The sequence below is a fragment of the Tenacibaculum sp. SM2510 genome, assembly GCF_057002845.1.
Window position 1 is genome coordinate 1,912,454 of sequence record NZ_CP192703.1, and the last position, 14,426, is coordinate 1,926,879.

Consider the following 14,426-nt stretch of genomic DNA (forward strand, 5'->3'; position numbering starts at 1 on the left):
ATTTAAAAAATATAATTAACTTATTTATTTATAAATAACGATTCTACAATAACTTCTGCAGCTACTTGACTACCTTTAAGAGAGGGGTGAAATTCATCGTAACTGTAATAATCATTGTTTTTGGTAGCATCGATATGTTTTTTCCACACCTTACCTACTGGTAATAAAATTGCGTTATTAATTAGTGCTGCATCTGTATAGTTTTTTATAACGCCATTGAAGGTGTAATAGTAGTTTAAAGAAGGCCAAACCATAAAATAGCAAAGTTTCGTTTTGTTTAATCTACAGAGTTGGCTATATTTTTTACCATATTCAATTAACATTTCTCTTCCATTACTTTGAGATGAAGGCCCTTGCTGAATAATCACAAAATCGTATTTTTCACTCGCAATTAGTTTTTGAACCTTCTTGTCATTCCAGTGATCTTCAATGGCGTAGTTGGGTAAGGCAATCATTTTTGTGTTAATATTTATTCCTTTAAACTTTGCTCTTTTTTTTACGAGTTTTGGTAATTTATTAGTGTAAGTAAGACTATTTCCAATAAATAAAATATTAAATTTTTTAGTGTTATTGATTTCTTCTTGGCTATATAAACTAACACAAGAGATTAGTAATAAAAATAATATTTTTTGCATATCGTTTAATTTTGCTAAAACTATAGGTTGTTTTATTTTACTCCAATTTTCCTTTCTGATTAAGAAAAGTGAATATCTTTTTATCAACTTCAGAAATAATTTGAAGATCTTTAAAGTTTAACCATCTTATTTCCTCAATTTCACTACTCGCTTTTAATTCCCCTGAATATTTGGCTTTGTAGCAAGTCATAATTACATTTATTCCTTCTTTTTCTCCGTCTGATTGAGCTGAGAAAGTGCCTATATATTCCGCAGTATTTGATAATATTTTAACACTTAATTCTTCAAAAATTTCTCTAATAAGGGTTTGCTCATCATTTTCACCACTTTCGCGTTTGCCGCCAGGAATGTAATATTTAGTTTTCCCTTTAGATAGTGTGCTTAAAATTTTTCCGTCTTTAATTTCAATAAAGGCCACTTTATCTATTTCTTTCCTCTTTTTCATAGTAAAAACCTACAAATGAATTAAAACCATTTCTTTTTCTTGAAGAATATAAGCATGGCAACGGCAACAATTATCATTACAAACCACATAATAAAATAACTGTATTTGTAAGTAAGTTCTGGTACATATTCGAAATTTGTACCATAAATACCTGCGATAAAAGTTAGCGGAATAAATATTACAGAAAACACTGTTAAAAACTTCATGATATCGTTTAACTTGCTACTAATTGTTGTGTGATACACATTTAGTTGGTCAGATAAAATTTCACGGTAGCTGTCTGTTGCATCATTTGCTTGACTAATATTATCTTCGAGCTCTTTAAAATGAACATATGTGCTCTCTGTAATAAGGTCAGAGTCCGTTTTTGCTAATGAAAAAATCATTTCTTTAGCTGGTTTTATGTTTTTTCGTAAGAAATTTAACTCACGCTTGTAATTATTTATTTCAGTAATAGTATTTTTACTTGGATTAAGCAGTAGGTTTTCTTCAAGAGTTTCTATTTTCTCTCCTAAAACACTAATTACATGCAAGTAATTATCAACCACAATATCTAATAACGCAAAGGTTAAATAATCCGTTCCGCCATTTCGTATTCTCTTCTTTTGTTTTCTTATTCTTTCTCTTACGGGTTCAAACACATCTCCTTTTTGCTCCTGAAAAGACATTAATACCGTTTTTGTAAGAATTAAACTTAGATTTTCAACAACTGTTTTACCTTTTTTTTCATCCAACATTAACATTTTAATTGTTATTAATGTGCAATTGTCATATTCTATAACTCTTGGCCTTGCTTCTGTATTTAAAACTTCAGGTAAAACTAAAGTATCAAGCTTAAAACCAGTCGTTATTTCTTGCATTATAGAAGTGTTGTGAAGTCCGTCTACATTTATCCAAGTAACAGTTTCTTTATGTTGAAAGTCACTGATTTCCTTTACTGTTTTAGCATCGTTTTCAGTTAGGTTTTTAGCATCGAAATCAATAATTCTAAGTGAAATCTGATCTGCTTTTTTTTCTCCTCTAAAGATTAAATCATCAGGAGAAAGACCAATTTCTTTTTTATTCTTTTTAATAAATCTTGTCATATTATTATTTACTCAATGTCTAGTGATTTTTAAGTTTTCTATAATTTCTTATAAAAGTAGATATAATTAACTCATTTAAAAATTAGGAGTAGAGTTATAGCGAAGTTATTAGAAAATAAGTTAAAAAACAACCCTATTCAATACCCCAGATAATTCTTTTGGTTTTTCTAAAGGAATCATGTGACCGCAGTTTTTAACACCAATAAATGTACCTTTTTGTAACTTATTTACAAGGGTTTTTATGTTATTAACAGGAATTAAATTATCATTTTCGGCGGCAATAAAAATGATAGGTATATTTAGATTTAACACTTGTTTAGAAATAGCTATTCTAGCAGATGTAGCTTTTAACTGACGAATTAAAACGTGTTTACCTAAATCGGCATCCATTTTTTTAATTATAGAAGTAATTTCTTGATTCTGATGATTATTAGAATGTAAAAATTGTTGGATTCTTACTTTTGAAATTCCGTTATATTTATGTTCTTCTAAAAAAGAAATAGTGTTATTTCTTAGTGTTATTTCTTTTTCATTTAATCCGTTTGTGTTCGCGGCAATTATTACTAGTTTTTTTACTTTTTCTGGGTAATGAACAGCAAAGTTTAAAGCTGAAAATCCGCCTAAAGAAAATCCAATAATTATCGCAGGAGCTTCTATTTTAGCTAATATTATTTCATTGATTTCATCAAAACAAGTTGCCAAAGTAATATCAATGTAAACGGGTAATATGTTTTCTAATTTAGGAAACACAAATTGCCATAAATCAACAGTACACATGGTGCCAGAAATAAAATATACTTTTTGCATTTATCTTTTGTAATTAGAATTTACCAAACATTTATTATTCCTCCATTTACCTTTTAAAGATTTTTGCGAAATAGGCTTGTTATTACAAGTTAAAAAATTACCATCATTATCTTTTTTTATAACTTTTAATCTGCCAAAATAAATTTCATTTATAACACGATATATTAAACTGTTTGTAGATATTTCACCTCCTTTTTTTGTGAGAGAAAGGCCCACATTGTTATTAAACAAATCCATAGTGGTAGCTATTTTATCAGGAACAAGGCCGTCTTCTAGTTTACTTTTTTTGTAAGTTCTGTAGTTTTCTTTCTCGTGTGATTTACCTAAAGACCTCGCAGCATTTCTCCCTATTTCTTGACGCAAACTAGCCATCCAAAAAGCATGGCGAAATGCATCTACTTGTCCGCCCGAGGCATCTCCATCTAACAAGGATGTTTTTTTAATTGAATCGGCTACCTGTTGGGTCTTTTCAGAAATTTCGGACGCCTTATTTGCTTTAAAAGGATGTAATATAACCCACATTCTCATTGGGGGAGAAAGCTCTTTGAATTTTTTCCAGTTAGATTGTGAGAATATAGAAAAGTTAAAAAATAGCAAAACGATATATAAATAATTCTTACTCAAAACAACTTTAATTTTACACCAAAGATAGCCTTGTTTTGTTAGCTAGTCATATTTTTTCGACCAAGAATAAAATGAAATAAAACAATGGCTATTCAAGAAATAAAAACGTATAAGTATAAAGATGTTTTTAAATTAGATGAAATAAAGTTCGAAACAGCTTGTGTAGTTAATAAACCAGAACAAGTAAATACCTATAAAATTTTTTGGATAAAAGAAGGTAATGGTACTTATCACATCGATTTTGAAAGCTATTCTTTTAACGACGGTGTTTTGTTTTTTTTATCACCAGGACAAGTTTTTTCTGTAGATTCAGAAAAAATAAAAGTAGCTTATCAATTAAATTTTGTTCAAGATTTTTACTGCATACAAACTCATGATAGCGAGGTTGCTTGTAACGGGGTTTTATTTAATAATATATACACAACACCTTTTGTAAAGCCTAAAGAGAAAGATGTAAAAAAGTTAAGTTTTATTATAGAAAGCTTAATAGATGAATTTGAAAATAATCAAATAGCACAATATGATATGTTGCAGGCCTATTTAAAGCAATTTATTATCCACTCTGTCCGTATTAAAAAAGAACTCTTTGTAATTAAAGAAGATGCAGAAACAAAGCTATTTAAAGACTTTAGTTTGTTAGTAGAATTAAACTTTAAGAAACTACACAGTGTAAGTGATTATGCTAATCGCTTGGGCATCTCTTCTAAATCATTAACAAAACATTTTCAAAAAACGAATCGTAAAACTCCTAGCGATTTTATTAAGAATAGAATAATAATAGAAGCAAAGCGTCAATTATTATATTCAACAAAAGCTATTAAACATATCGCTTTTGACCTAGGATTCAACGATCCTGCGTATTTTTCACGTTTTTTTACAAAAGCAACAGGGCAATCTCCAAAACAATTTCAAAAAGAATAGTAGGGTACTTATACCTAAAAAAAGTGCATAAAAAAACTCGTAACACACAAGGGTCACGAGTTAGGGGGTGTTTTTAAGGGGATGCTATTACTTTAGGGGAATATAACATATGGGGATATGTTACATGTAATAACACTGTAAATATATAACTAATTCATTAATAGGTAATTAACATAGGTTAATAAATGGCCTTTAAACGGTATTCCTCTTTTTTACGAAAGCAAGAGGGTTATCCCCAAAACAGTTTCAAAAAGAATAGTAGGGTATTTGTATCTAAGAAAAATACATAAAAAAACTCGTAACACACAAGGGTCACGAGTTAGGGGTTATTTTTTAAGGGGTTATAACATATTGGGGATATGTTATATATAATAACATTACAAATATATGGCACATAAGCCAATGGTTTATTAACATAGGTTAATATATGTTTTAAGTTGTATTTTTTTCTACCAAAATAACAAGGTAGCCATTAAAACGATTCCAAAAAGAACAATAGGGTGCTTGTAGTATAAAAAAGTGCACAAAAAAACTCGTAACACACAAGGGTCACGAGTTAGGGGTTATTTTTTAAGGGGTTATAACATATTGGGGATATGCTATATATATAATAACACTACAAATATATGGCACATATGTAAATTGTTTGTTAACATAAGTTAAGAAAACAACTAAAGTCCAAGTGTAAAGAACTTTTGTCCATTTTTAAAAGAGTATTCTCATCGCATCTTTGTGGTATAATTTTAACTAGTACTTTTTAGTTAATAAAAAAAGAATAATGAAAACAACTGGAGTAGATCAATGTCCTAACTGTTGGGGCTATCAAGAATATAGTGAGCAATTTTCAGATAGAGAAATTTGTAATTGTAATAATGAGAATAAAGAATCTTAAAAATAATAAAAAATGAGTACAAGAATTAAAACATTAAATCCGGAAACAACCACAGGGAAATCAAAAGAATTATTTGATGCAGTACAAAAAAAGTTAGGTTTTATTCCCAATCTAATTAAAGTGTTCGGTAATTCTCCAGCAACTTTACAAACTTATTTAAGTTTAGGAGATTTAACCGCAAGCGGAAATTTCTCTAATAAATTTAGAGAACAGTTAGCGCTGGTAATTGCCGAAGAAAACGAGTGTGACTATTGTTTATCTGCACATACGGCAGTTGGTAAAATGAATGGATTAACACTTGCAGAAACAGAACAAAGTAGGCAGGGTATAGCAACTGATGAAAAAATACAGGCAGGTTTAAATTTTGCACAAAGTGTAACTAAAAATAAAGGGAATGTAAGCTCTGATGAAATAGCTGCAGCAAAAGTAGCAGGATATAACGACGGTGATATTTTAGAAATTGTTTTAAACGTTGTTTCTAATACACTAACAAATTATGTAAATCATATTGCGCAAACAGAGGTTGATTTTCCGAGTGTAAAAGCAGGAGAGTTCACAACAAATTCATAGACATAAAAATATAATTCACAAATTTTAAAAATCAAATCATGAAAAAAGTAATAGCAGTAGTAGCAATTTTATTAGGTTTCGCATTAAATGCAAATGCACAAGAGGTTAAAACAGTGTCTTTAGAACAAACTAAAGGTGAATTTACTCAAAAGAAAATAACCTTAAAGGAAGGAACTTATATTTTTGAAATAGCAAATAAAAATGTAGGTCATGATGTAGGTTTTGTTTTAACTGAAAAAGGAAAACTAGAGGCAGAGTATCATATTAAAGAAGCTTATGTAACGTCTTTAGTAAAAAACAATGCAAAATCTACAACTAAAGAAGTGGTCTTAAAAAAAGGAGAATATGTATATTTTTGTCCTTTAAACCCTACACCACAATATACTTTAACGGTTGAATAATTTTTATTTAATTGTTGGTAGCATAAAAAAAGCCTCCGAAATTTTCGGAGGCTTTTTTTATGTTTGTTAGAAACTAATTAAGAATTCATAATATCTTCAATTTCGTCAGCTTCAATAGGTATGTTGCGCATTAAGTTAAAAGGCTCTCCTTTTTCTTGAATCACTAAATCATCTTCTAAACGAATACCAAAACCTTCGCTAGGTATGTAAATACCAGGCTCTACGGTAAATACCATATTAGCTTCCATAGGTTGGTGTAATAATCCGTAATCATGGGTGTCTAGCCCTATATGGTGAGAAGTACCGTGCATAAAGTATTTTTTATATGCTGGCCAGTTTTTATCTTCATTTTGCACATCGGCTTTATCTAATAAACCTAAACCTAATAATTCAGAGGTCATTAATTTACCAACTTCAACATGGTAATCTGCCCAAATAGTACCAGGAACTAATAACTTTGTTGCATCATTTTTTACACGATTTACAGCGTTATATACTGCTTTTTGACGATCAGAAAAACGACCGGAAACAGGAACTGTTCTCGACATATCTGCAGAGTAATTTGCATATTCTGCACCAACATCCATTAAAATTAAATCTCCTGCTTTACACTGTTGATTGTTTTCGATATAATGCAATACGTTTGCATTGTTCCCCGAGGCAATAATAGGCGTGTAGGCGAATTTTTTAGAACGATTTCTTAAGAATTCATGAATAAACTCAGCTTCAATCTCATATTCCCAAACACCAGGTTTTACGAAGTCTAACACACGTCTAAAACCTTTTTCGGTAATATCGCATGCTTGCTGCATTAAGTCTAGTTCTATCGGGTCTTTTAGTGAACGTAAGCGTTGTAATATAGGATTACTTTTAGCAACAGAATGTGCCGGGTATTTTGCTAGTAACCATTTCGTAAAGCGAGCTTCGCGAGTTTCGGTTTCTACAGAAGCACGATAATGTTCGTTGGTATTTATATACACAGTTTCGGCAAGCGCCATCATTTCTGCAACTACTTTCTCTAAGTCTTGTAACCAGAAAACAGTTTTAACACCTGTTGTTGATAGAGCTTTTTCTTTGGTTAACTTTTCACCTTCCCAAACAGCAATATGCTCATTTGTTTCACGTAAAAATAGTACTTCACGCAAATCTTCTTTTGGGCAATTAGGAAATAGTATTAAGATACTTTCTTCTTGATCTACACCACTTAAGAAAAATATATCGCGATGTTGTTCGAACGGAAGTGTACTATCTGCACTTACTGGATATATATCGTTAGAGTTAAAAACAGCTAAACTATTTGGCTTCATTTGCGCCATAAAGTTTTTGCGATTTTTTATAAAAAGGTCACGGTTTATTGGATTGTATTTCATAATGCTAACAATTAAAATGTTCTCAAAAATAAATAAAAGAAACATTTAACTGCATAGCCATTTGGCACTATTTTATGTTTTTTCGAATTCTACTCATATGTCTAGTAGAAATCCCTAAAAAAGAAGCCAAGTAGTGTAGCGGTACTTCTTGTAGCAATTCAGCTTCGTTTGTTAGTAATTTTGTGTAACGTTCTTCTGCACTAAGTGTAAGTAAATCGATGCGATAATCATCAATTAAAAAAATCTGTTTTTCAATTAAAGTATAGTAAAACCGATGAAAAGCAGTGTTGTTTTCTAACAGATATTTAAAATCTTTTACTAAAATCACTTGTAAATTACAATCACTTAATGCTTTAATGTTTTTACGAGAAGGGGTTTCTTGTAGGAAACTTTTTAAGGCAGATGTACAGGAGTTTTTTAACGCTAAATACGTTGTTTTCTCTTCTTCTAATATATTAATTGAGTGTTGTAAAATTCCGCTTTCAATGAAACAAAAGTATTTGCAAACGTTCCCCTTTTCAACTAAAAAACTATTTCTAGTTAAAGTTAAGGATGTAAAAAAACTAAGAATCTCAGAAACTTGACTTTCAAGCTCCTGAGATTTTAATATGTTTTCTATGTAAGAAGAAAAATTCATTTAAATTTTATCTTCTTCTATTTTTCTTTGGAGCTCCGTCGCTTCTTCTTGAAGGATCGCTAGGACGTTCTCTCTTTGGTTTTTTATTTCCTTCAGCAGCTCCTCTATGTGAAGCACCTACACCTTTTTTCTTTCCTCCGCTAGATTTTTTCTTTTGAGTTGCAGCTCTTTTAGGCCCCGCAGTATCTTTAGGCTCATAGCCTTCAATAACTTCGGTCTTTAATTTTTGCTTTAATATTTTTTCTATTTCTTTTTGATATTCAGTTTCTTCACTACAAACCAAAGAAATAGCTTCTCCTTTTGCACCTGCTCTACCAGTTCTACCAATTCTATGTACATAATCTTCTGGCACATTTGGTAATTCGAAGTTAATAACGTGCGGTAATAACGGGATATCAATACCACGAGCAGCAATATCAGTAGCTACTAAAACTCTATTTGTATTGCTTTTAAAATTAGCCAAAGCTTTTGTACGTGCACCCTGACTTTTATTTCCATGAATTGCAGCGGCAGATATTCCTGCTTTCACTAACTTCTCAGTTAACTTATTAGCACCGTGCTTGGTTCTTGTAAAAATTAAAACTTGACTCCAGTTACCTTCTTTAATTAAGTTGATAACAACTTCAGTTTTTTTACCTTTATCTACAGCATATGCTTTTTGAGAAACTTTCTCTGCAGTTGAATTTTCTGGCTCTGCTTCTACAGAAACAGGGTTTCTTAAAATACCTGAAGCCAATCTTTTTATTTCTGTTGAAAATGTAGCAGAAAACATCAAGTTTTGACGCTTTGCAGGCATGTAACTAATAATTTTGTTGATATCTCTAACAAAACCCATATCTAACATACGATCTGCTTCATCTAAAATAAGTACTTCTATTCTATTAAAAGATACTGCTTTTTGATCGTGTAAATCTAATAATCTACCAGGAGTGGCTACTAATATATCAACTCCTTGTCTTAGTGTTTTTATTTGGCTGGCAGCTTTTACACCTCCAAAAACTACGGCCGATCTAATATCTAAATACTTACTATATTCTCTTACATTATCATGTACCTGAGCAGCAAGTTCTCTTGTAGGTGTTAATACTAACGCTCTTACTGGGCGGTATTTTGGGTGCTTTGAGTCTGCTAAACGTTGTAAAACAGGTAGTGTAAAACCTGCTGTTTTTCCTGTTCCTGTTTGTGCAGAAGCCAATACATCTTTTCCTTCTAAAATAGGTGGTATTGCTTTTGCTTGAATTGGTGATGGAGTATCGTATCCTTTTTCGCTGATAGCTTTTAATAAAGCATCAGATAGTCCTAAAGATTTAAATGTCATATATATTATTTTAGAAACACTCTAAAATAAGCATCTCTTTGAACCCGCAAAGGTAATGCTAATTTATTAGGAAGTATATTAAATGCAAATACAGCCTTAAAAAGATGTTTTTTAAGCGTATTTAATTTGTTTTTGTATCAAAAGTTAAGATTATTAGCAATTAAGAGCGCTTTCTTCTAAAAATTTAATAATGGCTTTAGCGATATTATCTTTCGTATATGCTTCGATTCCTTGCAAACCTGGCGTTGAATTAACTTCAATTAGTAAAGATCCTCTTTTTGAACGAATTAAATCAACTCCTGTAACAGATAAACTTAAATATTGGGCAGCTTTTATAGCTATTACTTTTTCTTCTTCAGATAAGGTTACTTTAAACCCACTTCCACCTTGGTGAATATTAGATCGAAAATCATCTTCTAGTCCTTTTCGCTTCATAGACGAAACTACTTTATTGCCAACCACAAATGCACGAATATCTTCGCTATTACTTTCTTGTATAAATTCTTGTAGCAAAATGTTTGTATTGGTACTATACATCGTATCTATAATCGATTTTGCTGATTTTTTGCTTTCAGCTAAAATAACACCAGCGCCATGCGTACCTTCTTGTAGTTTTATGATTATTGGCGCACCACCTAACAGATCTATTTGTTCACCTATGTTTTCTGGATTTACAGAAAACAACGTATCAGGAATCGGAATATTTTTTCGATTCATGATTTGTAACGTGCGAACCTTATTTTGAGATTGTAAAATACCTAAAGATGTAGCTGTACTATATACTCCGTTCAGTTCAAACTCCTTAACAACTGCCGCACCATGACGTGTAGAAGAAGCACCAATTCTTGGAATAATTACATCAGGAATATCAATAATATTTTCACCGTTATAAATTATTTCAGGTTTACCATTTGTTAATTTTATAGCACATTTTAAATGATTTATAATTCTAACTTTATGTCCACGGCGATTAGCTTCTTTATATATTCTTTGGGTAGAATATATTTGATCGCTAACAGAAAGAATAAAAATAGTCATAACATTGATGTTCTTAATATTACAAAGCTACTCTTTTTTTTGAGTGAAAAAAGGGAATTTTAAAAAGGCTAAAAACCAATGTTTTGTTAATTTTTTTGATTTCGCATTTACTTACAGTAATTTCATCACATCTAAACAAACAATAAATGAAAACCGTACTTAACGTTTTTGCAGCCTTTTTTACATTCGTTGCAATTGCACAACAACCTACTACTGCTCAAAAAACTCAACAAGCATTAATAACAAAGGAAGCCTTAACAAAAACATCTATTGTTAAAAATATTTCTTTTAAAAACATTGGACCAACCGTAATGAGTGGTCGTGTGGTTGATATTGATGTAAATCCTAAAAACACTACTGAATTTTATGTTGGTTACGCCTCTGGCGGATTGTGGTACACGAATAATAACGGAACAACATTTACACCTGTTTTAGATAGTTCGCCAACACAAAACATCGGTGATATTGCTGTTGATTGGAAAAATGGTACACTTTGGGTAGGAACCGGAGAAAATAATTCTTCACGATCTAGTTATGCAGGAATCGGTATTTTAAAATCTACGGATAAAGGTAAAACTTGGACAAATGTTGGCTTAACAGATTCACATCATATTGGTAGAATAGTAATCAACCCTAAAAATCCGGAAGAGGTTGTAATTGGTGTAATTGGTCATTTATATTCTTCAAATAATGAACGTGGAGTTTTTAAAACTACCGATGGAGGTAAAACATGGAGTAAAACATTATTTATCAATGAAAACACAGGAGTTATAGATGTGCAACCGGCACCGAATAATTTTAATGTTTTATATGCTGCCGCTTGGGAACGTGAACGTAAAGCGTGGAATTTTGATGGTGACGGAAAAAATTCAGCCATTTACAAATCTACAGATGCAGGAAATTCTTGGACAAAAATTTCTGATAACAATGGTTTTCCGAAAGGAGAAGGTGTTGGAAGAATCGGTTTAGCGGTTTTCAATGAAAATACTGTATACGCTTTTCACGATAGTCAATTCCGAAGGAAAAAAGAATCTAAGAAAAAGAAAACATCAAATGCTTTGACAAAAGAAGATTTTAAAACCATGACAGTGGATGCTTTTTTAAAGTTGAAGGATAAAAAACTGAACAGTTATTTAAAAATGAATGGTTTTCAAGAAAAATACCGTGCTGAAAATGTAAAACAAATGGTGCGTGCAGGTTCTGTAAAACCAATCGATTTAGCCAAGTATTTAGAAAATGCAAACACGTTATTATTTGACACACCAGTTATTGGAGCTGAGGTTTTTAAAACAACCAATAGTGGTAAGTCATGGAAAAAAACACACGATGGTTATTTAGATGATTTATATTATTCTTATGGATATTATTTTGGTGAAATTAGAGTAGATCCGCAGGACGAAAACGGAATTTATGTATTAGGAGTACCAATTTTAAAATCGAAAGATGGTGGAAAAACATTTACCTCTATCAGTAAAGAAAATGTACATGCCGATCATCAGGCGTTATGGGTAAATCCTAACAAACAAGGGCATTTAGTAGAAGGAAATGATGGAGGTTTAAATATTTCTTATGATGATGGTGAAAGCTGGATAAAAGCAAATGAACCAGCAGTAGGACAGTTTTATACGGTGTATGCTGATAATCAGAAAAATTATAAAGTATATGGTGGTTTGCAAGATAACGGAGTTTGGGTAGCAAACCACAATGCAAAAATTGATAAAGGTTGGAAGCAATCAGGTAAAAATCCGTACGAAAGTATAATGGGTGGAGACGGAATGCAAGTTGCGATTGATGATCGCAATCCGAATATTGTATATACGGGTTATCAGTTTGGGAATTATTACCGTATTGATAGAGTATCAGGAAGTCAGAAATATATTCAACCAAAACATACGTTAGGTGAAACTCCATATCGTTTTAACTGGCAAACCCCAATTCAGTTATCAAAACACAATCAAGATATTTTATATTTAGGAGGTAATAAATTACATCGATCATTAGATAAAGGAGATACTTGGGAGGCAATTTCGGGTGATTTAACGCAAGGCGGAAAAAAAGGAAATGTTGCATACGGAACACTAACATCAATATCTGAAAGTCCGTTTCAATTCGGATTGTTATATGCTGGTTCTGATGACGGATTTGTGCACGTTAGTAAAAATGGTGGCGGAAGTTGGGAAAACATAGTTAGCTCATTACCACAAAATTTATGGGTAAGTCGTGTAATTGCATCAAAACACAAAAAAGAAAGAGTGTATGTAACCTTAAACGGATATCGATTTGATGATTTTACAAGCTACGTATATATGTCTGATGATTTTGGTAAAACATGGAAAAACATTGGAGAATCTGTGCCGACATCACCAGTAAATGTGATAAAAGAAGATCCGAAGAAAGAAAATATTTTATACTTAGGAACTGATAACGGTTTGTACGTTTCTTTTGATAATGGTGGGCAATGGCAACCTTTTAAAAACGGATTGCCAAACGTAGCTGTACACGATTTAGTAATTCAGCCAACAGCAAAACATTTAATTGTAGCTACTCATGGTCGTAGTTTATATAAAGCAGATATTACTTCGTTGCAAGATTTTAAAAACGAAGCAACGGTGTTCTCAATCAAAAATATTAGAAAAAGAAGCTCTTGGGGAAGCTCTTGGAGTAAATGGTTAAAGCCGAATACTCCAGAAATTACAATTCCGTTTTACACATCAGAAAGTAAAGAAGTTTCAGTAAAAATATTTTCAGAAGCTACTTTAGTAAACACTATTAAAACGCAAGCACAAAAAGGATTCAATGAAGTAGTGTACGATGCTTCTTTCTCTGAAAAAGGAAGAAAAGCATATCGTAAAATACATAAAGATGCTATAATAAAAAAGGCTAAAAATGAGGTTTATTATTTACCTAAAGGAAAATATAAGGTGGTAATAGACGGGAAAGAACAAGCCTTTGAAATAAAGTAAACTGTAACATTTGTTTGTTTTAATACTCTAATAAGTATAAACATAAAATAAAACAGATGAGTAAGCCATTAAATTATACGTGTCCGAAATGCAGTAACCACACCTATGAAGTAAGTGAAATGAGAGCAACAGGCGGTACGTTGTCTAAAATTTTTGATATTCAAAATAAAAAATTTACAAGTGTAACATGCCAACGATGCAGTTATACTGAATTTTATAAAGCTAGTACGAGCGCATTAAGTAATGTTTTCGACTTTTTTACAAGTTAGAGGAACTTACGATTAACATAGTTGATTAATTAAGAAACATTGGTATTTTTGTAGCTATGGGAATTATACGAGTAAACAACATTCGATTATTTACAAATCACGGATGTTTAGAGGAAGAAGCTAGAATAGGCTCGGAATATAGAGTTGATGTAGAAGTGAAAGCAAATTTACAAAAATCGGCAAAAACAGATGAATTGGTTGATACTGTTGATTATGTACATTTAAATCATATTGTAAAAGAAGAAATGGCAATCCGATCTAAATTACTAGAACATGTTGCTCAAAGAATTATTGATAGAATTTTTAATGAGATACAACTAGTTGATGAAGCGGAAGTTAGCGTGGCTAAAATCAATCCGCCAATTGGGGGGAATGTTGCAGAAGTAGTAATTGTATTAAAAGATGTGCGTAAAAGTTAAAAAAAGCTTGCGTTAAAAAATAAAAACTGTAA

The 14,426-nt window shown here is 31.4% G+C and carries 15 protein-coding genes; 6 read left to right on the top strand and 9 right to left on the bottom strand.

Features of this window, described 5'->3' with window-relative positions:
* Positions 1–20: 20 nt before the first annotated feature.
* The 5 genes from ACQ629_RS08575 to ACQ629_RS08595 form a co-directional block, all read right to left on the bottom strand.
* Positions 21–635: an SGNH/GDSL hydrolase family protein gene (locus ACQ629_RS08575; protein ID WP_483704106.1), complete on the bottom strand. Its 615-nt coding sequence runs from the start codon at positions 633–635 to the stop codon at positions 21–23.
* Positions 636–672: 37 nt separating this feature from the next.
* Positions 673–1,080: an NUDIX hydrolase gene (locus ACQ629_RS08580; RefSeq protein WP_483704108.1), complete on the bottom strand. Its 408-nt coding sequence runs from the start codon at positions 1,078–1,080 to the stop codon at positions 673–675.
* Between the two features lie 20 nt (positions 1,081–1,100).
* A complete protein-coding gene (corA, locus tag ACQ629_RS08585) occupies positions 1,101–2,165 on the bottom strand; it encodes a magnesium/cobalt transporter CorA (protein WP_483704110.1) in 1,065 nt (354 codons plus the stop codon).
* Between the two features lie 120 nt (positions 2,166–2,285).
* Positions 2,286–2,972: an alpha/beta fold hydrolase gene (locus ACQ629_RS08590; protein ID WP_483704112.1), complete on the bottom strand. Its 687-nt coding sequence runs from the start codon at positions 2,970–2,972 to the stop codon at positions 2,286–2,288.
* A complete protein-coding gene (locus ACQ629_RS08595) occupies positions 2,973–3,494 on the bottom strand; it encodes a DUF6973 domain-containing protein (protein WP_483704114.1) in 522 nt (173 codons plus the stop codon).
* 186 nt (positions 3,495–3,680) lie between these two features.
* Between ACQ629_RS08595 and ACQ629_RS08600 the strand changes: the two genes are divergently transcribed.
* The 3 genes from ACQ629_RS08600 (at position 3,681) to ACQ629_RS08610 (ending at position 6,380) form a co-directional block, all read left to right on the top strand.
* Positions 3,681–4,517, top strand: coding sequence for a helix-turn-helix domain-containing protein (locus tag ACQ629_RS08600; RefSeq protein ID WP_483704116.1), 837 nt, complete (start codon positions 3,681–3,683; stop codon positions 4,515–4,517).
* A gap of 904 nt (positions 4,518–5,421) precedes the next feature.
* The gene (locus ACQ629_RS08605; protein WP_483704118.1) at positions 5,422–5,979 is read left to right on the top strand and encodes a carboxymuconolactone decarboxylase family protein; all 558 of its coding nucleotides are present in this window, start codon (positions 5,422–5,424) and stop codon (positions 5,977–5,979) included.
* A 38-nt stretch (positions 5,980–6,017) separates the two neighbouring features.
* Positions 6,018–6,380: a cupredoxin domain-containing protein gene (locus ACQ629_RS08610; protein WP_483704120.1), complete on the top strand. Its 363-nt coding sequence runs from the start codon at positions 6,018–6,020 to the stop codon at positions 6,378–6,380.
* Between the two features lie 77 nt (positions 6,381–6,457).
* Here the strand turns inward: ACQ629_RS08610 and ACQ629_RS08615 are convergent, their stop codons facing one another.
* The 4 genes from ACQ629_RS08615 to ACQ629_RS08630 form a co-directional block, all read right to left on the bottom strand.
* Positions 6,458–7,750 carry an aminopeptidase P family protein gene (locus tag ACQ629_RS08615; RefSeq protein ID WP_483704122.1) on the bottom strand — a complete coding sequence of 431 codons (1,293 nt, stop codon included), beginning with the start codon at positions 7,748–7,750 and terminating at the stop codon, positions 6,458–6,460.
* A 67-nt stretch (positions 7,751–7,817) separates the two neighbouring features.
* Complete coding sequence (locus ACQ629_RS08620; protein WP_483704124.1) at positions 7,818–8,387, bottom strand: Crp/Fnr family transcriptional regulator; 570 nt, start codon at positions 8,385–8,387, stop codon at positions 7,818–7,820.
* 7 nt (positions 8,388–8,394) lie between these two features.
* The gene (locus ACQ629_RS08625; protein ID WP_483704126.1) at positions 8,395–9,705 is read right to left on the bottom strand and encodes a DEAD/DEAH box helicase; all 1,311 of its coding nucleotides are present in this window, start codon (positions 9,703–9,705) and stop codon (positions 8,395–8,397) included.
* Positions 9,706–9,858: 153 nt separating this feature from the next.
* Positions 9,859–10,743, bottom strand: a complete 885-nt coding sequence (locus tag ACQ629_RS08630; RefSeq protein ID WP_483704128.1) for a RimK family alpha-L-glutamate ligase — start codon at positions 10,741–10,743, stop codon at positions 9,859–9,861.
* Between the two features lie 146 nt (positions 10,744–10,889).
* Here ACQ629_RS08630 and ACQ629_RS08635 point away from each other — a divergent pair, with 146 nt between their 5' ends.
* The 3 genes from ACQ629_RS08635 to folB are packed head-to-tail and all read left to right on the top strand — an operon-like array spanning position 10,890 to position 14,394.
* Entirely contained in the window at positions 10,890–13,706 is a 2,817-nt protein-coding gene (locus ACQ629_RS08635; RefSeq protein WP_483704130.1) for a VPS10 domain-containing protein, read from the top strand.
* Between the two features lie 56 nt (positions 13,707–13,762).
* On the top strand, positions 13,763–13,975 hold the full coding sequence (locus tag ACQ629_RS08640) for a zinc ribbon domain-containing protein (RefSeq protein WP_218771922.1): 213 nt from the start codon (positions 13,763–13,765) through the stop codon (positions 13,973–13,975).
* Between the two features lie 56 nt (positions 13,976–14,031).
* Entirely contained in the window at positions 14,032–14,394 is a 363-nt protein-coding gene (gene folB, locus ACQ629_RS08645; RefSeq protein WP_483704132.1) for a dihydroneopterin aldolase, read from the top strand.
* The last annotated feature ends 32 nt before the right edge of the window (positions 14,395–14,426 follow it).